The following is a 22020-nucleotide window of genomic DNA, read 5'->3' as shown; positions in this document are numbered from 1 at the left end:
CGACCTGGGAGGTTCCATCAGCCAGCCAGGCGGGTCGGCGGCGGGGGCGTACCGGGGCGGGGGGCGAGCATCAGCCGGAACGCCATCACGGCGAAGGCCATCGACCCGGCGAAGATCATGACGATGCCGACCCAGTTGTCCCCGGCCAGCAGGACGTCGCCCTCGCTGGTCTTGCCGGCAGCCACCACCATCAGCCCGAACCACGGGACGGCGGGCAGCGCCACCGCCCAGCGCCGCCCCACCGTTCGGTACGCGAACCAGCTCAACACCAGGTTCGCCAGCACCGCGACCAGCACCGACGCGCCGATCAGGTGCCCGCCGACCCGGAGCGTGGACAGCAGGAGTTCCAGCGTGGCGGTCACCACGGCGGCGACCACCGCCACCGCGCCACCGGCGATCCGGAGCAGCCGGTCGATGATCCCGGCGAGCGCCGCCCGGCGCGGTGGCTGCGGATCGGGCGACAACTGCGGGGACTCGGACACCGGTGGACTGGACAGGGTCACCGCGCTCCGCTCTCCGCCAGCCGGTCGGTGCCCGTACCGGCCGGTCCGGTCGGGCCCTCGGCTTCGAGTGCCAGGCCGGCGAAGAGGTCGTCCTCCCAGCCGAACGGGCCGTTGCCGGGTCCGCGCTCGCCCACCGCCAGGGTGTAGTACTCCACCCCCATGAACTCGCTGCCGAAGTTGCCGGCGATCGTGTAGAGCCACGAGTTGTCCGGGATCTGGGTGGCGTGGGCCCGCATCGCCGCCTCCTTGGCCGCGTGCGCGTCGGTTCCGTCGATCCGGGCCGCGACCTCGTCGTCCGGGGTGCCGAAGGGCAGGTCCTCGAACTGGTCGATGCCGGCGAACGGGTTGTCCGAGGATTCCCCGAAGGCGGCCATGCCCGCCTCCAGCACGCTCTTCGGCATCGCCGTCCAGTAGATCTTGGACGGGCCGAAGCCCTCCTCGGTGGCCAGTTCGGCGGCGCGCATGGCGACCCGGTGGGCCTGGATGTGGTCCGGATGTCCGTAGAAGCCGTTCGCGTCGTACGTGATCACGACCTGCGGGCGTACCTCCCGCATGATCTCGACCAGGTGCCCGGCGGCCTCGTCCAGGTCCGCCTGCCAGAACGCGCGCGGGTGGTCGTTGGTGGAAAGCCCCATCATCCCGGAGTCCCGGTAGCGACCGGCGGCGCCGAGGAACCGGTGGTCGGTCACGCCGAGTGCCGCGCAGGCGGCGTCGAGTTCGGCGATCCGGTACCCGCCGAGCTGGTCGGCGGCGTCCGCGGCCAGTCCGGCCAGCGCCGGCACGTGGATCTCGCCCTCTTCGCCGAGTGTGCAGGTCACCAGGGTCACCCCGGCTCCGGCGGCGGCGTAGCGAGCCATCGTCGCGCCGGTCCCGATCGCCTCGTCGTCGGGGTGTGCGTGGACCAGGAGAAGCCGCCGCGCGGCCGGGTTCGTCACGCCAGTCACTCTACGCGTCCACCCCATCGGGCCAACCGGGTCGCGGACCGGACACGATAACCAGCTCAGCCCCATCATCGATCGCGCCACTCTACGATCGGCGATGTGGAGTATCCGGAACTGGCCGCCCGTACCCGCCGGTTCAGTCACGGCGCGCCACGGTCGCTGACGGTGGCCGGGGACGGCTCCCGGGTGGTTTTCCTCCGGTCCGCGGGCCCCGAGGACCCGGCCGACGCGCTCTGGCTGTTCGACGTCGCCTCGGCGACGGAACGGCTGGTCGCCGACCCGGCCATGCTGCTGGAGACCGACCCGGCGAACCCGGCCGGGATCGTGCCGCTGCCCGCCGCCGAGCAGGCCCTGCGGGAACGGCAGCGGCTGCAGGCCGGCGGCATCGGCGGGTACGCCACCGACCCGGCCGCCCGGGTGGCGGTCTTCGCCCTGGCCGGTCGCCTCTTCCGGGCCGACCTGGTGCACGGCGACGTGGTGGAGGTGGCGGTCACCGGTCCGGTGATCGACCCGCGCCCCGACCCGACCGGGGAACGGCTGGCGTACGTCACCGAGGGCCCCGGCGTCCCCGGCCGCACGCTCGGCCCGAACAGCGGCAACGGCAACGGCGGCCAGTGCGGCGGGCAGTTGCGGGTGATCGAGGCCGACGGGACCGACAACCTCCTCGCCGGGGAGGAAGCCGGGGTGAGCTGGGGGTTGGCCGAGTTCATCGCGGCCGAGGAGTTCTCCCGCTTCCGGGGCTACTGGTGGGCGCCGGACGGACGGTCGATCCTCGCCGCCCGGGTCGACGAGTCCCGGCTGCCCCGGTGGCACCTGCACGATCCCGGTGACCCGGCCAGCCTGCCGCGCAGTGTCGCGTACCCCAGGGCCGGGGGGCCGAACGCCGAGGTGAGCCTGCACCTGCTCGACCTGGACGGCGGCTGGGTCGACGTGCACTGGGACCGGGAGACCTACCCGTACCTGGTGTCGGTGCGGTGGGCCGACACCGGGCCGCTGATCACGGTCCTGCGCCGGCTGCAACAGCACGGTCTGGTGCTCGCGGTCGACCCGCGTACCGGGGAGACCCAGGTGCACGCCGAACTGGCCGATCCGCGCTGGGTGGAGCCGGTCGCCGGCACCCCGAGGCACCTGCCCGACGGCCGGGTCCTGGTCGGCGGTGAACTGGCCCACGACGGTTACGACGCCCGGTGCCTGTTCGCCGACGGGACCCTGCTCACCCCGCCGTCGCTCTACGTACGCCGGGTGGTCGGCCCGCTGCCGGCCGGGTCCGGCGCGGCCGACCTGCTGGTCGAGGCGAGCGACGGCGAGCCCAGCCAGCAGCACCTGTTCCGGGTCCGGACCGCGATCGGCGGCGGGGTCGAGTCGCGCCGGCTGACCGCCGATCCGGGCTGGCACACCGGGGTGGTCGGCGGGGACGTGCTGGTGGTCGGCGCCGCGTCGCTGGACCACGCGGGGATCCGGTGGACCGTCTGGCAGGGCGACCGGGAGCTGGGCACGCTGGCCTCGCTGGCCGCGAACCCGCCGTACGCGCCGCGTCCGGTGCTGGAACGGGTCACCGACCGCCGGTTGCCCTCGGCCGTGCTCTACCCGCGCAGCCACGTCGCCGGCCGGCGGCTGCCGGTGCTGGTCGACATCTACGGCGGGCCGGGAGTCCAGGAGGTGCGGGCCGCCCGGTCCCGGTGGCTGGAGCGGCAGTGGTGGGCCGATGCCGGGTTCGCCGTGGTCACGATCGACAACCGGGGTACGCCGGGCGTGGCGCCCTCGTTCGAGAAGGTGATCCACCGGCGGCTCGCCGACGTGATCATGCTCGACCAGGTGGACGCGTTGACCGCGCTCGCCGGCAAGCACCCGGACCTGGATCTGGGCCGGGTGGCGATCCGTGGCTGGTCGTTCGGGGGTTGGCTGGCGGGGCTGGCCGCGCTCTGCCGGCCCGACCTGTTCCGGTGCGCCATCGTCGGGGCGCCGGTGACCGACTGGAGCCTCTACGACACCGCGTACGCCGAGCGTTATCTCGGCCTGCCGGACGACAGCCCGGAGGTGTACGCCCACCACAGCCTGCTGGAGATCGCCGGTGAGCCGCCGGTCACCCCGGACGACGCCCGGCCGATGCTGCTGGTGCACGGGATGGTCGACGACAACGTGGTGGCCGCGCACACCCTGCGCCTGTCGGCGGCGATGCTGTCCACCGGCCGCCCGCACGCGATGATCCCGTTGACCGGTGCCACCCACATGGCCGCAGGCGGCACGGCCGAGCGCCTGCTCCGCCTCGAACTCGACTTCCTCCGCCGCCACCTGTGAGGGGTCGGGGAGGAGCACGCGGCCCCTCCCCGACCGGTGCGCCTACTTGGCGTACGCGTTGTAGAGCACGTGGGTGCCGATGACGTCGGAGAAGAAGACCCCGCCGACCTTCGAGCCCACCACGCCGGTGAAGTACGCCTGGAACAGCGGCACCACCGGGACGTACTTCTCGTTGATCAACTGATCGATCTCGGCCCACTTCGGTCCGGCCTCACCGGCCGGCAGGGCACTCACCTCATCGATGCGCTGGTTGACCTCGTCGGAGTTGAAGTACGACACGTTCGAGTTGCCCTTCGGGCCGAGGCTGCGACCGTCCCAGAGGACCGGGATGGTGGAGGCCGCGCTGGGCCAGTCGGCGGCCCAGTTCGAGATGTAGATGTCGTACTCGTTGCCCCGGGTCCGGGCGGTCGGGTTGTGCTGCGGGGTCTCGACGGTCTTCACCACGACCTCGAAGCCGGCCTTTTCCAGGCTCTCCTTGACCACCGGCGCGGTGACCTGGCCGAACGCGTTGCTCCGGGCCATGAAGACCAGCTTGATCTTCTGTCCGCCGAGCAGTTCCCTCGCCTTCTCCGGGTTGCCGTTCGGGCCGCCGTCCCACGGGTTGGGGTAGTTCTTCCACCCGATCGTGCTGTCGGCGAGCAGGGTGTTGGTGACCTTGCCACCGGCGTCGCCGCCCTGGGTGAGCACGATGCCCTGCTTGTCGATCGCGTACGCGATCGCCTTGCGGACGTTGATGTCCTTGATCCGCTCGTTGTTGATGCTCAGGTAGTGCACGAACGGCTGCGGCGCCGAGATCGTCCGCTCCTTCAGCGACGGGTTGTTCAGCACCTGGTTGACCAGTGCCTGCGGGGCGCCGTCGGTGCTGATCGCGTACGCGTCGTCACCGGCGTCGGCGATGATCCGCTCGGTCTGGGCGGTGTCGTCCGGGCCGAGTTCCCAGACGAAGCTGTCCGGGTAGTCGTGGCGCAGCGGGTCGGTCTCCGCCTTCCAGTGCGGGTTGCGCTCCAGCACCAGCCGGGTGTCCTTGAGGTACTCCTTGATCTTGTACGGGCCGGAGGAGAAGATCCTGCGGTCGTACTCGGTCTTGGTGTCCTTGGCCTGCGGCACCGGCGCCGTGGTGGGCAGGGAGGCCGCGAACGGCAGGTCGCAGTGCGGCTTGGCGAACGTGAAGACCAGCGTACGGTCGTCCGGCGTGGTCAGCCCCGGCACGGTGGTGCTGCCGGAGGTGTACGGGCCCTTGTAGTTCGCGTTGTACGCCTGGTTGTCGGCCAGCCACTCCTGGATGTACGTCGGGCCGCCGTCGATCGACTCCTCGAACGAGCGGGCGATGCCGTACGCGACGTCGGCCGCCTTGACGTCGGTGCCGTCCTCGTACCTGACGCCCTGCTTGATCTTGTACTCCCAGACCTTGCAGTCGCCGTTGACGTCCTTGCCGGGCGTCTCGCCGAGGTCACCGACGAGGGTGAGTTTGCCCTTGCCGTCCTCGCGGAACTGGGTCAGCGTCCGGACCAGCAGGTGCTCGGCGGCCATCGCCCCCACCAGGTACGTGCGCTGCGGGTCGAGGTGCTCGAAGTCCTGCTGGACGATGGTCCGGATGGTGCCGCCCCGCTTGGCCCCGGCGATCTCCGGTGCCGGTCCCTGCGATTCCTTCGGGTCGGTGGCGATCGCGCTGGTCTGCTGCTGGATGTTGCCGTCGTCGGGCCCTGCGTCGGTGTCCCCGGTGTTCTCCGAGCATGCCGCCAGCGCCGAGGCCAGCAGCAGCGCGACGCCCGTCACGGCTACCGCACGTCCTGTTCGCATCAGTCGGTCCTCCCGTTCGACTCCGATGAAGGAAAGGTGCGCCTCCACCGTTGGTTGACAGAACTTTCCTTCGGTTACCGGGCAGCGGGCGGCGCCGACGACGCCGGCCGGGTCAGCCCAGTCGTACTCGGGGGTCGATCACCGCGTAGAGGGCGTCGACCACCACGTTCGCGGCCACGATGAAAACCGCGGCGAGCAGGACGGTGGCCATCACCACCGGCATGTCGAGGTTGATCGCCGCGTTCAGCGACGCCTTGCCCAGGCCGGTGAAGCCGAAGATGGTCTCGGTGATCACCGTGCCGCCGAGGTACGTGCCGAGGTCCAGCCCGGCGATGGTGACGATCGGGGTGATCGCCGCGCGGAGCGCGTGCCGGCCGTACACGGTGGCCTTGGGCAGGCCCTTGGCCCTGGCCGTACGGACGAAGTCCTCGGTGAGCGTCTCCAGCATCTGGGCCCGGGACAGCCGGGCGTACGAGGCCGAGTTGAGGAAGCCCAGCGCCAGCCAGGGCAGGATCATCGCGCTCGCCCAGGCCAACGGGTTCTCGGTGAGCGGCACGTAACGCGGATAGCTCAGCCAACCGGTCTCGTAGACGAAGACGATCAGCAGCAGCGGCCCGAAGAGCAGGATCGGCATGGACGCACCGAGCAGCGAGAAGCCGACCGCCAGCCGGTCGAACACGGTCCCCCGGCGCAGCGCCGAGATCATGCCGACCGAGACCCCGATCAGCAGCCAGACCACCGCCGCCCCGGCGACCAGGCTCAGCGTCACCGGCAGGGTCCGCCCGACGATCCGCGACACCGGTTCGTCGTTGCGGAAGGAGAACCCCAGGCAGGGGCGCGGGCACTCGCGGGCCGCGTCACCCTCGCCGATCGTACGACCGGCGAAGATCCCCTTCATGAAGGCGCCGTACTGCTGCGGCACCGGCACGTCCAGGCCCATCCGGCGCTCGATCATCTCCAGCCGTTCCGGGCTGCACACCTTGCCGTTGCCGCACATCAGCTCGGCCGGATTGTTCGGTACGGCGAAGAAGAGTCCGAACGTCAGCACGCTGACCGCGAACAGCGTGCTCACCGCGAGCAGCAGCTTCCGGACGAAGAAGCGGAGCATCGTCGCCGCCCCCTATCGGGTCGACTTCGGGTCCAGCGCATCCCGCAGCGCGTCACCGAAGAGGTTGAAGGAGAGCACGAGCAGGAAGAGCGTGGTGCCGCCGACGATGGTGAAGGTCGGCACCTCCCGGATGAAGTCGACGCTGTCGCTGATCAGCCGGCCCAGGTCCGGGGTGGGTTCGAGGATCCCGATGCCGAGGAACGACAGCGCCGCCTCGGCGGTGATCAACGCCGGTACGTTCAGCGAGAAGGTGACCAGGATCGGCGCCCACAGGTTCGGCAGCAGCTGCCGGAACAGGATGTGCCCGAGTCCCGCCCCGGCGGCGCGGGCCGCGTCGACGAACTCACGCTCCCGCAGCGACAGCACCTGTCCCCGGACCAGCCGGGCGGTGTAGGTCCAGTTGAACAGAACGAAGATGGCGATCAGCAGCATCGGCCGGAACCAGGACGCCTCGGCGTCGCGTACGCCGTAGAACTGGTTGACCGCGACCGGGATGAACGCGAAGCAGAAGATGAAGAACGGGAACGCCATGGTCAGGTCGATGAACCAGGTCAGTACGGCGTCGATCCGGCCGCCCAGGTAACCGGCGACCACCCCGACCAGGATGCCGAGCCCGATGGTGAGCAGGGCCGCGGTGAACGCCACCAGCAGCGACGTACGCAACCCGTAGACGAGTTGGATGAACACGTCCCGCCCCAGGTTGGGTTGGATGCCGAGCCAGTGTTCGGCGTCCACCCCGGCGTAACCGAGCGGGAAACCGTTGCGGTCCAGCCGTTCCGGGAACCGCTCCAGCGGGCCCTTGCCGTACAGCCGCTCGACCAGCGGCGCGGCGAGGGCCAGCAGGATGAAAAAGACCAGTGCCCCGCCGCTGGCCAGACCGACCCGGTCGCGGCGCAGCCGCAGCCAGGCGAGCTGCCCCGGCGACCGGCCGACGAACTCCCCGCCACCCGCCGGTACGGCACCCGGCTCCAGCCCGCCGGCGCCGTCGACCACCGCCGCCTGCGCGACCACCTGTTGCTCGCTCATGCCAGGTCCCCCTTCTCCGGGAAGTGGCAGGCGGTGAGCTGCCGACCGCCGTCGCGCGAAACGAGTTCGGGTTCGGTCGAGGCGCAGATCTCCTGCGCCTTCCAGCACCGGGTCCGGAACCGGCACCCGGACGGCGGATCCAGCGGCGTCGGCACGTCACCGGTGAGCCGGATCCGCCCGGTCGGGCCGAGCCGGGTGACGTCCGGGATGGCCGAGAGCAGCGCCCGGGTGTACGGATGCTGTGGCCGGGAGTAGATGTCGGCCCGGTCTCCCACCTCGACGATCTTGCCGAGGTACATCACCGCCACTCGCTGGCAGAAGTGCCGGACCACGGCGAGGTCGTGGGCGATGAAGACAAAACCGAGGTCCAGTTCCCGCTGCAACTGCCGGAGCAGGTTGATCACCTGCGCCTGGATCGACACGTCCAGCGCGGAGACCGGCTCGTCGGCGACGATCAGCTTCGGCTGCAGGGCCAGCGCCCGGGCGATCCCGATCCGCTGCCGTTGCCCGCCGGAGAACTCGTGCGGGTAGCGGTTGTAGTGCTCCGGGTTCAGCCCGACCAGTTCCAGCAGTTCGCGTACCCGCGCCCGGACGCCGCCGGCCGGCTTGATCCCGTTGACCTGCAACGGCATCGCCACGATCCGGCCGACCGTGTGTCGCGGGTTCAGCGAGGCGAACGGATCCTGGAAGATGATCTGGAGGTCCTGGCGGAGCGGGCGCAGCTCACCACGCCGGGCGTGGGTGATGTCCCGCCCCTCGAAGGTGATCCGTCCCCCGCTCGGTTCGAGCAGCCGGACCAGCATCCGACCGGTGGTGGTCTTGCCGCACCCGGACTCACCGACCAGGCCGAGCGTCTCGCCGGCGCGTACCTCGAAGTCGACGCCGTCGACCGCGCGGACCAGCGCCGGGGAGCGCCAGCTGCCGCGTACCGGGAAGTGTTTGACGAGTCCCTCGACCCGCAGCAACGCCTCGGTCATCGGTCGGCCCCCGCTGCGGCGATCTCCTCGGCGTAGAGCCGTTTGCGCTCGGGCTCCGCCAGGTGGCAGGCGACCAGGTGGCCGCGTTCCTGCACCTGCCGCAGTTCCGGGACGTCGGTGCGGGACCGGTCGCCGTTGCGGTCGGCGTACCGGCACCGGGGGTGGAACGCGCAGCCCGGCGGCAGGTTGATCAGACTCGGCGGGTTGCCACCGATCGGCACCAGGTCCGCGTCCGGCGCACCGCGCAACGACGGCACGCTTGCCAGCAGACCCCAGGTGTACGGGTGCTGCGGCCGGCGGAGCACCTGCTCGACGCTGCCGTGCTCGACCGCCCGCCCGCCGTACATCACCAGGACCTCGTGTGCCACCTGGCTGACCACCCCGAGGTCGTGCGTGATCAGGATGATCGCGGAGTTGAACTCGGCCTGGAGATCGGCCAGCAGGTCGAGAATCTGGGCCTGCACGGTGACGTCGAGGGCGGTGGTGGGTTCGTCGGCGATCAGCAGGTCCGGGTCATTGACCAGCGCCATCGCGATCATCGCCCGTTGACGCATGCCGCCGGAGAACTCGTGTGGATACTGGTCGATCCGTTTGTTCGGCTGTGGAATACCGACCCGGTCCAGCAGATCGATCGACCGCTGGCGGGCCTGCCGCCGACTCGCGTCCGGATGATGGATCCGGTACGCCTCACCGATCTGCCGCCCGACCGAATAGTACGGATGGAGTGCGGACAGCGGATCCTGGAAGATCATTGCCATGTCCCGCCCGCGCAGCCGGCGGATCTCCTCCTCCGGTCGGCCGACGATGTCCCGCCCACCCACCCGGATCTCGCCGCTGACCCGAGTCCGCCTCGGGTCGTGCAACCCGAGTACGGCCAGGCTGGTCACGCTCTTGCCGGAGCCCGACTCGCCGACGATGCCGAGCGTGCGACCACGGTCGACGGCGAACGAGACGCCGTCCACGGCACGGACCGAACCGTCCGGGGTATCGAAGCGCACCTTGAGGTCATCGACCCGCAGGTATGGACCGTCGTCCACCCGCTGACGCGGTAATCCGGGCATGCTCCTCGACCGCCTTTCTCCACTCCCGCCGGAACTGGATCTCCGTTCGTCACAGCCGGTGAGCCCGGTGCGTGTCGCCGGAAAACGCCTACGACGGGGGTAGAGGGCGAAACTAAGCTACAAAATCGGGCGTGTCAGCGGGCAAACAGTAACGACTCCGCATCGAGGACGGTCTCAGCCCACTTCCTAATTCCACCGCGATTGAACCGTTAACATAACTGGCTGACGCGTTGACAACCCCCGACCGAACCGGCCACCGGACAACCCGTAAACCGGATCGCGCAACCCCCGCCGTACCCGCTCCCACCGCGCCCCGCAAGATCTGATCGACCATTACCGTGCGTGACCCATAGCCGCCGAATCCTCGCGGCTTCGCGGACCTCGTAAATCGTGCGTCTGTGCGAGACTGAGCAGCGGAAAGTCGCCATGCGACGCTGTTCGCCGGGAAAAAATCGGAGGTGACCATGACCTCGGCGCTGTTCGGGCACGCCGGGCCGTGGACCGAAGCGGAGTACCTGGCGCTCGACGAAACTCCGGAACGCGTGGAACTGTTCGACGGGAGCCTTTACGTGACCCCGGCACCCACCCCCCGCCACCAGCACCTCTCGCGGCGGCTGGCAGGCGCCCTCGACCCGGGCGCGGAGACCGCCGGCCTGCACGTGCTGGAGGCGGTGAACGTCCGGCTCCGACCGGGCCGGATGCCCATCCCGGACCTGGTCATCACCGGGGAGATCGACTTCGACCAGCCGGTCGTCGAGGCCGCCGACGTACACCTGGTCTGCGAGATCATCTCGCCGAGCAACGCGTCCGCCGACAAGGTGCTGAAGATGCACTACTACGCCGCCGCCGGCATCCCCTGGTACCTCCTGGTCGAGCAGGACACCGGGGCACTGCACCTCTACCGACTCCAGGGCAGCCACTACGTCGAGCAGTCGGTGACCAAGCCCGGCGACACCCTGCACCTCACCGAACCGGTGACCGCCGAGATCAACCCGACCGCCCTGCTGCCCCGCCGCTGAGCGGCGATCTCGTTTAGGGTCGGGTCATGACCCACTTCGACGTGGCCACGGCCGCGGTGCAGGCAGCGCTGGATGCGGGCGCGCGCTACGCCGACGCGCGGGTGATGCACCGGCGCTACGAGTCGATGTCCGCCCGCAACGGCGAGATCGAGGAACTGTCCCAGGACGAGGACGCCGGCATCGGCGTACGGGCGCTGGTCGGATCGAGTTGGGGCTTCTTCGCCGTACCCGATCTCTCCGACGCCGCCGCCCGGACGGCCGGCACCCGCGCCGCGCGGATCGCCAAGGCCAGTGCCCGCGTGCCCGGTCCCGCCGTCGACCTGGTCCCGACCGGCGGGCAGAGCGGATCCTGGGCCTCGGCCTGCGCGGTCGACCCGCTGTCGGTCGCCCTGTCCGACAAGGGCGACCTGCTGGTGCACGCGACCAAGATCTCGCACGAGAACGGTGCCGACGTCGCCGAGGGGCTCTACCAGATCTGGGACACCAGCAAGTGGTTCGTCTCCAGTGAGGGACACCGGATCGACCAGCACGTACGCGAGTGTGGGGCGGGCATCTCGGCCACCGTGATCGGCGACGGGGAGACTCAGCGCCGCTCCTACCCCAGCTACCGCGGCCAGTACGGCACCAGCGGGTGGGAGCTGGTCGACTCGCTCGACCTCGGCGCACACGCGGCCCGGATCGCCCAGGAGGCCCGCGAGCTGCTCACCGCACCGATGTGCCCCTCCGGCGAGACCACCCTGATCCTCGGCGGCGAGCAGCTCGCGTTGCAGATCCACGAGTCGGTCGGGCACGCCATCGAGCTGGACCGGATCCTCGGCTGGGAGGCCGCCTTCGCCGGCACCTCCTGGCTCGACCTCAGCCAGCTCGGCCAGCTCCGGTACGGCTCCGAGCTGATGAACATCACCATCGACCCGACCATCCCCGGCGCGCTGGGCAGCTTCGGGTTCGACGACGAGGGCACCCCGGCGACCAAACGCGACGCGGTCCGCGAGGGCCGCTGGGTGGGCGTCCTGGCCGGACGCGACTCGGCCGCCGTCGCCGGGCTCGACTACGCCGGCAGCGTGCGCTCCGACGGCTGGTCGCGGCTGCCGATGGTACGGATGACAAACGTCGGCCTGGAACCGGGACCGCACACCCTCGACGAGATCATCGACGCCACCGACGACGGCATCCTGATGGACATCAACCGGTCCTGGTCGATCGACGACAAGCGGCTCAACTTCCAGTTCGGCTGCGAGGTCGGCTGGGAGATCAAGAACGGTCGGCGGGGTCGGATGCTGCGCAACCCTACGTACACCGGGATCGGGCCGCAGTTCTGGCGTTCGATGGACATGCTCTCCGGCGAGACGGTCGCCTGGGGCACCCCCAACTGTGGCAAGGGCCAGCCCGGCCAGGTCGGGCACACCGGCCACCCGGCCGCACCGGCCCGCTTCACCAACGTCCGGGTGGGGGTACGCGGATGACCGGCACGGCAACCATGGCGGTACGCGACAAGCGAAGGGAACTGTCTCGATGAGCCGGGAACTCGATCTCGCCGGTCGGGTGGTGGAACTGGTCCGGGAGATCGCCGGCCCGGACGCCGAAGCGGAAGCCGCCGCCACGTACACCGACCGGGCGTTGACCCGGTTCGCGAACTCGTCCATCCACCAGAACGTGGCCGACGAGACCACCGGCCTGCGGCTGCGGCTGCACGTCGACGGTCGGACCGCCGCCGGCTCCAGCACCGTCGTCACCGACGAGGGACTGCGCGGCCTGGTCGAGCGGACCGTCGCCGCCGCCCGGCTCTGCCCGCCCGACCAGGCGTGGCCGGGGCTGACCCAGACGTCCCCGGTGGCCGGACCGGGCAACTGGGACGAGGCGACCGCGAACGCGTCCCCGGACGACCGGGCCGATCGGGTACGGGCGTTCGTCGAGGCGGCCGGCGGGCTGGAGACGGCCGGCTACTGCCGTACGGTGAGCTGGGCCGGCGCGTTCGCGAACAGCGCCGGGCAGGCGGTGACCGGCCGGTCGGCCGAGGCCGCGATGGACGGGGTGGCCCGCACCGGGGGCATCGACGGGGTGGCCCGGCGCAACACCGGCCGGCTCTCCGATCTGGACGGGGCGGTGCTCGGCGCGCGGGCGGCGGCCAAGGCACGCGCCGCGGCGGCACCGGTCGAACTCGCACCGGGGCGCTACGAGGTGGTGCTCGAACCGACCGCGGTGGTCGACATCCTGCAGAACTTCGCCCTCTTCGGCTTCAACGGCAAGGCGTACAACGAGCGGCGGTCCTTCGCCGAACCGGGCGCGGCGCAGTTCGACCCGGCGATCACGCTGGTCGACGACGCGCTCGGCACGCTCGGCCTGCCGTTCGACGCCGAGGGCACGCCCAAGCGCCGGATCGCGCTGGTTGAGCAGGGCGTCACCCGTACCGTCGCGCACGACCGCCGGACTGCGGCCGAGGCGGGCGCGACCTCGACCGGGCACGCGATCGCCGGTGGTGCGTCCTTCGGCGCGGTACCGACCAACCTGCGCCTGCTGCCGGACGACTCGGCCGGGGACGGCACCGCGCCGACCGAGGTCGACGGGCCGGTCGTCGACTCCGACACCGCCGCCCTGATCGCCGGTGTACGACGTGGACTGCTGGTCACCGACTTCTGGTACACCCGGGTCCTGGACCCGAAGTCCCTGGTCATCACCGGTCTTACCCGCAACGGGGTGTGGCTGGTCGAGGATGGCCAGGTGACCACGGCGGTGCAGAACTTCCGCTTCACCCAGTCGTACCCGCAGGCCCTCGCCCCCGGCGGGGTCCTCGGCGTCGGCCGGTACGCGTCACTGCTGCCGGACAGTTGGGACGCGTCCTGGTGGTCGGCACCGGCGCTGCGACTCGCGTCGTGGAACTTCACCGGCGGTGCCTCCGGCTGATCACCGGCGTCATCCGCGCTCACGATCATGAGTGAAGTTCTGCACAACCACGCCCGGAATACGGGCTGGGACTTTCGTAATCGGTAGGACACACGCGAGACTCCCTTGCGCATCGTACGCCCGGCGTGCGGCGTAACGTGTACGCCGAACTGCGCCGGAAGGCATAGGTCCTGGTGTACTACGCGCGGGTGGCGCGGCTGTGGGTTTGCATCGCTGCCTCCGTGCACCCCCGCCGGAAGACCATCCGTGCCCGTCAGCCAGACAGGGCCCTGTCAGGGAGACATAGGAATGACTACGACGGCAACGAGGCCGAGGGGTGCGCGACCGCGCGCCGCCATTGCGGCGAGGACGTTGCGTACCGACCGTTGGTGGCTCGCCCCGCTGATCACGGTCATCGGGCTCGGCGCCTGGGTCACCTACGCCACGGTCCGGGTGTTCATGCACGACTTCTACTGGGTCGAGGATTATCACTATCTGACCCCGTTCTACTCGCCCTGCGTGACCCAGACCTGTGTCCCCGAGGCCGCGCACTTCGGCCGGATCCTGCCGGGCTGGTGGATCATCCCGGACGCCGCGCTGACCCTGCCGTTCCTGCTGCTCTTCCGGCTCACCTGCTACTACTACCGCAAGGCCTACTACCGGGCCTTCTGGCTCTCCCCGCCGGCCTGCGCCGTCCCGGACGGACACAAGACCTACAGTGGCGAGACGCGCTTCCCGCTCATTTTCCAGAACGCGCACCGGTACGCGTTTTACGCCGCCGGGATCATCTCGCTGATCAACACCTGGGACGCCGTTCTCGCCTTCCGCAGCCCCGAAGGCTTCGGCTTCGGGCTGGGCAACGTGATCCTCCTGGTCAACGTGATCGCACTGTGGGCGTACACGCTTTCCTGCCACTCCTGCCGACACATCGCCGGTGGCCGGCTGAAGCACTTCTCCAAGCACCCGGTGCGCTACCGCTTCTGGACCTTCGTGTCCAAACTCAACACCCGGCACATGCAACTCGCCTGGATCACGCTGGGCACGCTGGCGTTCACCGACTTCTACATCATGGCGCTGGATGCCGGCTGGTTCGGCGACCTGCGGTTCATCAACTGAGGGCCTGACATGACTACGCGAATCGAACGGCACCACTACGATGTCGTCGTGATCGGGGCCGGCGGCGCCGGCCTGCGGGCGGCGATCGAGGCCCGGATGGCCGGCAAGCGCACCGCGATCATCTCCAAGTCGCTGTTCGGCAAGGCCCACACGGTGATGGCCGAGGGCGGCGCCGCGGCGGCCATGGGGAACGTGAACAGCCGGGACAACTGGCAGGTCCATTTCCGGGACACCATGCGCGGCGGCAAGTTCCTGAACAACTTCCGGATGGCCGAGCTGCACGCGAAGGAGTCGCCGCAGCGGATCTGGGAGCTGGAGACGTACGGTGCGCTCTTCGACCGCACCAAGGACGGCAAGATCTCGCAGCGCAACTTCGGTGGCCACGAGTACCCGCGTCTGGCGCACGTCGGTGACCGGACCGGGCTGGAACTGATCCGTACCCTCCAGCAGAAGATCGTCTCGCTGCAGCAGGAGGACAAGCGGGAGTTCGGCGACTACGACGCCCGGATCAAGGTGTTCGCCGAGACCACCATCACCGAGTTGCTGCTCGACTCGTCCGGCCCGGACGGCCCCCGGATCGCCGGGGCGTTCGGCTACTACCGGGAGTCCGGCGAGTTCGTCCTGTTCGAGGCGCCGTCCGTCGTCCTCGCCACCGGCGGGGTCGGCAAGTCGTACAAGGTCACCTCGAACTCCTGGGAGTACACCGGGGACGGGCACGCGCTGGCCCTGCGTGCCGGCGCCACCCTGATCAACATGGAGTTCCTCCAGTTCCACCCGACCGGCATGGTCTGGCCGCCCTCGGTGAAGGGCATCCTGGTCACCGAGTCGGTCCGGGGTGACGGCGGCGTCCTGAAGAACTCCGACGGCAAGCGGTTCATGTTCGACTACGTCCCCGACGTCTTCCGCAAGCAGTACGCGGAGACCGAGGAGGAGGCGGACCGCTGGTACTCCGACCCGGACAACAACCGGCGCCCGCCCGAGCTGCTCCCCCGCGACGAGGTCGCCCGCGCGATCAACAGCGAGGTGAAGGCGGGTCGCGGCACCCCGGCCGGTGGTGTCTACCTGGACATCGCCAGCCGGCTGCCGGCCGAGGAGGTCAAGCGGCGACTTCCGTCGATGTACCACCAGTTCAAGGAGCTGGCCGACGTCGACATCACCAAGCAGCCGATGGAGGTCGGTCCGACCTGCCACTACGTGATGGGCGGGGTCGAGGTCGACCCGGACACCGCGGCGGCACACGGTCACATCCACGGGCTGTTCGCCGCCGGTGAGGTCTCCGGCGGGATGCACGGCTCCAACCGGCTCGGCGGCAACTCGCTGTCCGACCTGCTGGTCTTCGGCCGGCGCGCGGGCGGCCACGCCGCCTCGTACGCCGACGGGCTGACCTCGCGCCCGAAGGTGTCGGCGACCGACGTCGCGGCCTCGGTGGACCGGGCACTGGCTCCGCTGGAGCGGCCGGACGGCGAGAACCCGTACAAGCTGCAGCAGGACCTCCAGGCGGTGATGGGCGACCTGGTCGGCATCATCCGGCGCAAGGGCGAGCTGGAGGACGCCCTGGTCCGCCTGGCCGACCTGCGGGAGCGGGTGGCGAAGGTGGGCGCGACCGGCGGCCGGCGGTACAACCCGGGCTGGCACCTGGCGCTCGACCTGCGCAACATGCTGATCGTCTCGGAGTGCACCGCGAAGGCGGCGCTGGAGCGCGAGGAGTCGCGCGGCGGGCACACCCGGGAGGACTTCCCGAAGATGGCGCCGGACTGGCGCATGGTCAACCTGGTCTGCTCGCTCGACGGCGACAAGGTACGGCTGGAGCACAAGCCCCTGCCGAAGATGCGGGCGGAGCTGATCCAGCTCTTCGACCGCACCGAGCTGTCCAAGTACCTGACCGAAGACGAGCTGGCCGACTTCGATGCCCTCAGCGAGGGCGTACGCACCGGCGGCGTGCACGCTGAGGAGGCGGGCAAGTAATGGGCACCAAGCGCCACTTCAAGGTCTGGCGGGGCGACGAGACCGGCGGCGACCTGCAGGACTACCAGATCGAGGTGAACGAGGGCGAGGTTGTCCTCGACGTCATCCACCGGCTCCAGGCCACCGAGGCGCCCGACCTGGCCTGCCGCTGGAACTGCAAGGCCGGCAAGTGCGGCTCCTGCTCGATGGAGATCAACGGCATGCCCCGGCTGGGCTGCATGACCCGGATGTCGACCTTCGAGGAGACCGACACGGTCACGGTCACCCCGCTGCGTACGTTCCCGGTGATCCGGGACCTGGTCACGGACGTCTCGTTCAACTACGAGAAGGCCCGTGAGACGCCCGCGTTCGCCCCGCCGACGGACGTCGCCCCCGGCGACTACCGGATGAAGCAGGTCGACGTCGAGCGGTCGCAGGAGTTCCGCAAGTGCATCGAGTGCTTCCTGTGCCAGAACACCTGCCACGTGGTACGTGACCACGAGGAGAACAAGGTCGCGTTCTCCGGCCCGCGTTACTTCATCCGCGCGGCCGAGCTGGACATGCACCCGCTGGACACCAAGACCGACCGCAAGGAGTACGCCCAGGCGTCCCAGGGCCTCGGCTACTGCAACATCACCAAGTGCTGCTCGGAGGTTTGCCCCGAGCACATCAAGATCACAGACAACGCGATCATCCCGATGAAGGAACGCGTGGTCGATCGCAGGTACGATCCTCTTGTGTGGCTTGGTAGCAAGATATTCCGACGGGGTCAGACGGACGGCAACGAGAGCGGTGCACGCACCGATCCGGCCGTCCCCGAGGCGCATTCCCACGGGGGCGCGTCCGGTGACGTGGCCGCCGAGGAGCAGGGGCAGCGCGGGGTGAACTGGCACCGGCAGGTGCCACACCCGACCACCCCCCTGGTGGACGAGCGGGGCAAGATGCCGCTCAGCGAGTTCACCTTCGACCGGCCGGCCGCGCCGTCGCCCTTCGGTGACGACGTCAGCTTCCCGTTGCCGGCCGACCACCTGAACTACGCCCACCCGGACCAGAAGGACTGATTCGGCGCATTCAGCCGTACGTCAACGAGGGATCGGCGGTTGCCCGCCGATCCCTCGTCGTATTCGGGTCACAACACCCATTGGGGAACGACAGCCCCTTCCGTGCCTTCTGGTACGACACCCCGCTCATCCGCCGATCAACGCATTCCCCGGTGCATTTCTCCACGGCCGATGGATACCGTCCGGGACCACTCCCGCCCGGTACGCGGTCGCCGACGTGCCTCCGTACCGCTAGTCGGTGGTGGTCAGCAGTGGGCGGAGGGCGTCCACGATCGGCTCGTCCGCGGGCAGCCAGGGCACCTGGTCGAGCTCGTCGGCAGCGAGCCACCGCAGCTCGGCGTGCTCCAGGCGTTGCGGCTGGTCCCCGCCGAGGAGCCGGGCCCGGTAGATCCGGAGGACCGCCCGGCCGTGGGCGAGCGGGACGTCCGTACCGACCCGGTCGCCGACCTCGATCCGTACGGCCAGTTCCTCGACACACTCCCGGACCAGCGCGGCGACCTCGGTTTCACCGGGTTCGACTTTCCCGCCGGGAAACTCCCATTTTCCAGCTACCTCCGGCGGTTTCGCCCGAGCACAGCCGAGTACGCGTCCGCCCTCGATGATGGCGGCCCCGACAATAACCCTCATTCTTCGCGTTGCGTGATCAGATGAATCGCTGCTGTAACCGCCACTGTCGTCCCCACTCGCCCGTTCGGTCTGCACGGGCATCAACGGTGCCAGATCAATCGGCGGTTCGGGTGCCTTGGGTAGACCGTAGGGCAAAAGAACACGGAACTGTGGACGTGGACACACCAGCCGGCCGGCGACAGACTAGGGGGCACCGACTAGGACACGGGATAGCGACGATTTGGCCACAAGCCGGCAACGACGCTTGGGAGGCATCGTGAAGCGTGCGCTCTGGCGCAATCGATCCCAGCGTGACTACCTGACAGACGCGCTCACCCTACTGCCCGGCTGGCTTCGCGAGGGGCGCCAACTCAAGCGCACCCTCATTCTCGACGATACCCAGCACGCGGCGCTGACCGAACGTATCAAGATCGTGGCAGACGCGGTGCACATCCGCCCCGAGATCCGCCGACTCGACGGCCACACCCAGATCAAGATCGGTGCGCCGGACGAGGACACGATCACCGAGAACGTGGTCACCCTCGCCGCCCGGATCGAGGACGTCTACCGCGGCGTCACCAGCAGCGACTGATCCCGCCGGGCGTCCCCTCACGACCCGACGGCGGACTCGGCCGCCTCGTGGATCAGGCGGTTGGCATCGTCGTTGTCGATCCCGGTCGCCCGCAACAGGTCGGTGGCCGCGGATCTGATCTGCGCCACGACCGCCGCGCCCGACAGTTCGACCCCGTCCTCGTACGCGAGGGTGGCCTCGTGGACCGCACGGAGCACCCGTCTGCGCGCCTCCTCCGGAACCCGGCCGTGACGGAACTCGTCGTGCAGCATGAGCACCGCCTCGGAGAGCCGGTCGACCGCGATGGGCAGACCCGCCGGCAGTGGCTCGTTGTCCTCGATCAGTCCGACCGCACGCCGGGCCAGGCCGCGACTGCTCCACACCGCGTGGTCCATGTGCTCGGCCCCCTGGGCGAACAGCGCCAGCGTCTGCCGCCGGTGCCACCGTGCGGGCGAGAGCTGGACCACCTCCTTCGCGCCCTCCACCGCCGTCTTCAGGTTCTCCAGATCCGACTCGATCGCCCCGAGCCCCTCCACCGCCTGACCGAGCCGGGCCTCGTTCCGGTCGCTCAGTGCCTGCGCGGTCACCTTCAACTGCCGGGCCAGCTCCTCGATCGGATAGCTGGCCGCCCGCTGCACCACCCGGCGCGGGTTCAGCGGCAGGAGCAGGAGAACCACCACCAACCCGACCCCGCCACCGATCAGGGCGTCCACGAACCGCGGATACTCGAGCTCGCCCACCTCGGGGGAGAGGGCCGCGATCAGCACCGCCGTACCGCCCGCCTGTGCCACCAGCACACCCCGGCCACTGAGCAGGAGCGCGCCGATCACGGCGAGCCCGACGATCACCCCCAACTGCCACGGACCATTGCCGGCGAGCAGCATCAACAGGTCGCCGAACCCGATGCCCACGGCTACCCCGAGGATCAGCGCGATGGTCCGGGGCAGGCGCTGGCCCACGGACGAGGCGATCGTGCCCACCGCGGCCGCGGGCGCGAACACCGGTTGCGGGGTGTTCAGGACCTCGTGTGCGATGCCCCAGGCCAGCGCCGCCGCGACACCGGCCTGGACCGCGACCATGATGTTGATCTCGAGCTGACGGAACCGGTCGCGCAGTTTGGTCCTGCTCGCCTCCGCCCAGCCGGCGAGGATCCCGTCGATGCGTTTCGTGATCGAGTCGGCCGGCAGCGCGGGGGCGCGCTGACGGACGGAGCCGATCCGGACCGAAATCACGGCGGGGGTTACCCGCTCAGGGTGAGCTGAACCATCGCGACGGGCTGCCGCAGGAGGCGAGGCGGGTGGCGGGCCGCTCCTACCCTCGGCCGTATGGCAAACAACGTCACGTACGACCGGCGCGAACAGTTCCAGCAGATCCAGAGCGGGCTGCTCGACGGTGAGCAGATCATCGCGGTCTACGACGCGATCGGCACCGGCACCGGCTTCATCGGCCTGACCAACCGCCGGGTGATCATCCAGGACAAGTCGTTCGTCGGCAAGAAGTTCGCCATCACCAGCATCCCGTACTCGAAGATCACGAGTGTCAGCGTGGTGAGCAACAAGTCCTGGGGCGGGTCCTTCTTTTCCACCGGCGCGATCGCCATCCACGTCGGTACGCACACGTACGAGGTCGAGTTCCGCGGTGACCAGAAGAGCCACCACGTACACAACGTGATCCTCCAGTTCATCTCGTGAGATCCCCGGAGCGGGCCGGCTCAGATCGGGGCGGCACACTTCCAGTGCCGGAAGTCCCCGGTACGGCTCCACACGGTCCGGGCCGCCTGCACGTTCCACCGCAGGTCCAGCGCCACCCGGGGCTCGACCCCGAGCGCGATCAGCTCCCGGTCGGAGAACTGGAAGAGCCCCCACCGCCGCGACCCGTCCGGAGCACCCTGGATCCAGTACGGGTCGAGCTGTGACAGGCAGGTGGCAAGCTGCACCGCAGCGGTCGGGTCCTCCGGGAACGCCTCCCGCAGAGTGCGCTTGATCTCGCTCCTCGGCCAGGAGGGGGCGTTGATCGGCTCGGCGTACAGGGCGCGTTTCACCCGCTCGTCCACGATCGCCGTCGACGGCAGCCCGGACATGACCTGGAACGCCATCACCCGGGTCCCGGTGTACGGCCCGAACCAGCCATCCGCCGGCAGGCCGAAGCCGTGGGCCTGCAACCGCTCCTGCAACTCCTGTACGCAGCGACTGTTCGCCCCCATCTCCAGAGCGGCCGGGCAGGAACCCGACAGCAGCAGCGGAACCTCCGTACGCCGAGCGTTGGCGGACGGCCCGACCGCCACCACAAAAACAGCCGCCAGGGCGGTGAGCAGCACACACGTCATGAGGATCGCCGCCCGCCGACCACGCAGCCGCCAGCGCCGCCTCCCAAGCTCCGCCGGGGTCGGGGCCGGCGGGGTCGGGGCCGCCGAGGGCGAGCCTGTCGAGGGCGGATCCGCCGAGGCGGCGGTTGCCCGCTCGACCTGGCCGACCGCGATCCGCTCCCGGACCGACAGCCAGCGCTGCACCTCCCCCGGCTTTCGGCCGCAGGCGGTCAGCAGCGCGACCACCAGGTCCTCACGGGGCAGGGTGGCGCGACCGAGCGAGTTCGCCAGCGTGCTCCGTGGCAACCAGTGGCCGGCAGCCGCGGAGCGGCGCTCGATCTCCCGATAGGTCAGTCCGGACTCTTCCCGGATGCCTCGCAGCAGTGCGACGTAGTCGCCGGCCGTGGCCACCGACGCGACATCGGTCCGGTCGGCGTCGTTGCGCGACACGCGTTCCCCCCGAGGTACTGGTCACCGTCAGACACCCTTCCGCACCAGTACACGTCGATGCCCGCCACCCGCGCAAGCCGGAGCGCCGGCCCGCACACCCCCTCCGGTCGTCCCGGACAGATCGTTTACACCCGTCCTGAGCAGGCCGGACAGCCGCCGACATGTCCGGGACAGGGTCAACCCATTCCGGATTCCGACCGAGTTGGTCAAGCTGGTTCCAGTACCGACGAGCGCTGTCGGGGGCGAAGGGCCGGCACCATCCTCCTGGTGCCGGGGGTGTGGTGTCGGGGGGCCGGCACCGGCCGCGAGGGTGATGGTTCCGGCAACTAACGGGGGCGTCGGAACCGTCACCCC

19 protein-coding genes are annotated in these 22020 nt (G+C 69.9%); 9 read left to right on the top strand and 10 right to left on the bottom strand.

Going from position 1 to position 22020, the window contains the following annotated elements:
* Positions 1-17: 17 nt before the first annotated feature.
* Both ACWEFB_RS34210 and mshB read right to left on the bottom strand, forming a co-directional pair.
* Positions 18-482, bottom strand: a complete 465-nt coding sequence (locus ACWEFB_RS34210; protein WP_452292132.1) for a hypothetical protein — start codon at positions 480-482, stop codon at positions 18-20.
* A 17-nt stretch (positions 483-499) separates the two neighbouring features.
* Complete coding sequence (gene mshB / locus ACWEFB_RS34205) at positions 500-1447, bottom strand: N-acetyl-1-D-myo-inositol-2-amino-2-deoxy-alpha-D-glucopyranoside deacetylase (protein ID WP_452292130.1); 948 nt, start codon at positions 1445-1447, stop codon at positions 500-502.
* 96 nt (positions 1448-1543) lie between these two features.
* On the opposite strand from mshB, the gene ACWEFB_RS34200 reads away from it, so the two are divergent.
* Positions 1544-3742 carry a prolyl oligopeptidase family serine peptidase gene (locus tag ACWEFB_RS34200; protein ID WP_452292128.1) on the top strand — a complete coding sequence of 733 codons (2199 nt, stop codon included), beginning with the start codon at positions 1544-1546 and terminating at the stop codon, positions 3740-3742.
* A gap of 42 nt (positions 3743-3784) precedes the next feature.
* Here ACWEFB_RS34200 and ACWEFB_RS34195 read toward each other — a convergent pair whose 3' ends face one another.
* The 5 genes from ACWEFB_RS34195 to ACWEFB_RS34175 form a co-directional block, all read right to left on the bottom strand.
* The gene (locus ACWEFB_RS34195; protein WP_452292126.1) at positions 3785-5542 is read right to left on the bottom strand and encodes an ABC transporter substrate-binding protein; all 1758 of its coding nucleotides are present in this window, start codon (positions 5540-5542) and stop codon (positions 3785-3787) included.
* Positions 5543-5654: 112 nt separating this feature from the next.
* Positions 5655-6650, bottom strand: coding sequence for an ABC transporter permease (locus ACWEFB_RS34190; protein WP_452292124.1), 996 nt, complete (start codon positions 6648-6650; stop codon positions 5655-5657).
* Positions 6651-6662: 12 nt separating this feature from the next.
* Entirely contained in the window at positions 6663-7676 is a 1014-nt protein-coding gene (locus tag ACWEFB_RS34185; RefSeq protein ID WP_452292122.1) for an ABC transporter permease, read from the bottom strand.
* Complete coding sequence (locus ACWEFB_RS34180; RefSeq protein ID WP_452292120.1) at positions 7673-8653, bottom strand: ABC transporter ATP-binding protein; 981 nt, start codon at positions 8651-8653, stop codon at positions 7673-7675. The genes ACWEFB_RS34185 and ACWEFB_RS34180 overlap by 4 nt, the downstream gene beginning before the upstream one ends.
* Positions 8650-9714, bottom strand: coding sequence for an ABC transporter ATP-binding protein (locus ACWEFB_RS34175; RefSeq protein WP_452292118.1), 1065 nt, complete (start codon positions 9712-9714; stop codon positions 8650-8652). The genes ACWEFB_RS34180 and ACWEFB_RS34175 overlap by 4 nt, the downstream gene beginning before the upstream one ends.
* Before the next feature lie 464 nt (positions 9715-10178).
* Between ACWEFB_RS34175 and ACWEFB_RS34170 the strand changes: the two genes are divergently transcribed.
* The 6 genes from ACWEFB_RS34170 (at position 10179) to ACWEFB_RS34145 (ending at position 17734) form a co-directional block, all read left to right on the top strand.
* On the top strand, positions 10179-10733 hold the full coding sequence (locus ACWEFB_RS34170; protein WP_452292116.1) for a Uma2 family endonuclease: 555 nt from the start codon (positions 10179-10181) through the stop codon (positions 10731-10733).
* A gap of 26 nt (positions 10734-10759) precedes the next feature.
* Entirely contained in the window at positions 10760-12196 is a 1437-nt protein-coding gene (locus tag ACWEFB_RS34165) for a TldD/PmbA family protein (RefSeq protein WP_452292114.1), read from the top strand.
* 49 nt (positions 12197-12245) lie between these two features.
* Positions 12246-13634 carry a TldD/PmbA family protein gene (locus tag ACWEFB_RS34160; RefSeq protein ID WP_452292112.1) on the top strand — a complete coding sequence of 463 codons (1389 nt, stop codon included), beginning with the start codon at positions 12246-12248 and terminating at the stop codon, positions 13632-13634.
* Between the two features lie 288 nt (positions 13635-13922).
* The gene (locus ACWEFB_RS34155; RefSeq protein ID WP_452292110.1) at positions 13923-14729 is read left to right on the top strand and encodes a hypothetical protein; all 807 of its coding nucleotides are present in this window, start codon (positions 13923-13925) and stop codon (positions 14727-14729) included.
* Positions 14730-14738: 9 nt separating this feature from the next.
* Entirely contained in the window at positions 14739-16694 is a 1956-nt protein-coding gene (locus tag ACWEFB_RS34150; protein WP_363603155.1) for a fumarate reductase/succinate dehydrogenase flavoprotein subunit, read from the top strand.
* Positions 16694-17734, top strand: a complete 1041-nt coding sequence (locus ACWEFB_RS34145; RefSeq protein WP_452292107.1) for a succinate dehydrogenase/fumarate reductase iron-sulfur subunit — start codon at positions 16694-16696, stop codon at positions 17732-17734. The genes ACWEFB_RS34150 and ACWEFB_RS34145 overlap by 1 nt, the downstream gene beginning before the upstream one ends.
* Before the next feature lie 231 nt (positions 17735-17965).
* Here ACWEFB_RS34145 and ACWEFB_RS34140 read toward each other — a convergent pair whose 3' ends face one another.
* Entirely contained in the window at positions 17966-18361 is a 396-nt protein-coding gene (locus tag ACWEFB_RS34140) for a (deoxy)nucleoside triphosphate pyrophosphohydrolase (RefSeq protein ID WP_452292105.1), read from the bottom strand.
* Positions 18362-18617: 256 nt separating this feature from the next.
* Here ACWEFB_RS34140 and ACWEFB_RS34135 point away from each other — a divergent pair, with 256 nt between their 5' ends.
* Positions 18618-18932: a 4a-hydroxytetrahydrobiopterin dehydratase gene (locus ACWEFB_RS34135; protein ID WP_326562625.1), complete on the top strand. Its 315-nt coding sequence runs from the start codon at positions 18618-18620 to the stop codon at positions 18930-18932.
* 17 nt (positions 18933-18949) lie between these two features.
* Here the strand turns inward: ACWEFB_RS34135 and ACWEFB_RS34130 are convergent, their stop codons facing one another.
* A complete protein-coding gene (locus ACWEFB_RS34130) occupies positions 18950-20143 on the bottom strand; it encodes an FUSC family protein (protein ID WP_452292103.1) in 1194 nt (397 codons plus the stop codon).
* A gap of 93 nt (positions 20144-20236) precedes the next feature.
* Here ACWEFB_RS34130 and ACWEFB_RS34125 point away from each other — a divergent pair, with 93 nt between their 5' ends.
* Positions 20237-20602: a PH domain-containing protein gene (locus ACWEFB_RS34125; protein ID WP_363603163.1), complete on the top strand. Its 366-nt coding sequence runs from the start codon at positions 20237-20239 to the stop codon at positions 20600-20602.
* A gap of 20 nt (positions 20603-20622) precedes the next feature.
* On the opposite strand, the gene ACWEFB_RS34120 is transcribed toward ACWEFB_RS34125, so the two are convergent.
* The gene (locus tag ACWEFB_RS34120; RefSeq protein WP_452292101.1) at positions 20623-21666 is read right to left on the bottom strand and encodes a peptidoglycan-binding protein; all 1044 of its coding nucleotides are present in this window, start codon (positions 21664-21666) and stop codon (positions 20623-20625) included.
* Positions 21667-22020: the final 354 nt, after the last annotated feature.

Source organism: Micromonospora sp. NPDC004704 (assembly GCF_053601675.1).
This window is presented reverse-complemented; position numbering and strand designations above follow the sequence as displayed.

Excerpts from the sequence above, each read along its gene's own strand:
- ACWEFB_RS34195 (WP_452292126.1), bottom strand. The coding sequence starts at position 5,542 with ATGCGAACAGGACGTGCGGTAGCCGTGACGGGCGTCGCGCTGCTGCTG.
- ACWEFB_RS34190 (WP_452292124.1), bottom strand. The coding sequence starts at position 6,650 with ATGCTCCGCTTCTTCGTCCGGAAGCTGCTGCTCGCGGTGAGCACGCTG.
- ACWEFB_RS34185 (WP_452292122.1), bottom strand. The coding sequence starts at position 7,676 with ATGAGCGAGCAACAGGTGGTCGCGCAGGCGGCGGTGGTCGACGGCGCC.
- ACWEFB_RS34180 (WP_452292120.1), bottom strand. The coding sequence starts at position 8,653 with ATGACCGAGGCGTTGCTGCGGGTCGAGGGACTCGTCAAACACTTCCCG.
- ACWEFB_RS34175 (WP_452292118.1), bottom strand. The coding sequence starts at position 9,714 with ATGCCCGGATTACCGCGTCAGCGGGTGGACGACGGTCCATACCTGCGG.
- ACWEFB_RS34170 (WP_452292116.1), top strand. The coding sequence starts at position 10,179 with ATGACCTCGGCGCTGTTCGGGCACGCCGGGCCGTGGACCGAAGCGGAG.
- ACWEFB_RS34165 (WP_452292114.1), top strand. The coding sequence starts at position 10,760 with ATGACCCACTTCGACGTGGCCACGGCCGCGGTGCAGGCAGCGCTGGAT.
- ACWEFB_RS34160 (WP_452292112.1), top strand. The coding sequence starts at position 12,246 with ATGAGCCGGGAACTCGATCTCGCCGGTCGGGTGGTGGAACTGGTCCGG.
- ACWEFB_RS34155 (WP_452292110.1), top strand. The coding sequence starts at position 13,923 with ATGACTACGACGGCAACGAGGCCGAGGGGTGCGCGACCGCGCGCCGCC.
- ACWEFB_RS34150 (WP_363603155.1), top strand. The coding sequence starts at position 14,739 with ATGACTACGCGAATCGAACGGCACCACTACGATGTCGTCGTGATCGGG.
- ACWEFB_RS34145 (WP_452292107.1), top strand. The coding sequence starts at position 16,694 with ATGGGCACCAAGCGCCACTTCAAGGTCTGGCGGGGCGACGAGACCGGC.
- ACWEFB_RS34140 (WP_452292105.1), bottom strand. The coding sequence starts at position 18,361 with ATGAGGGTTATTGTCGGGGCCGCCATCATCGAGGGCGGACGCGTACTC.
- ACWEFB_RS34125 (WP_363603163.1), top strand. The coding sequence starts at position 20,237 with ATGGCAAACAACGTCACGTACGACCGGCGCGAACAGTTCCAGCAGATC.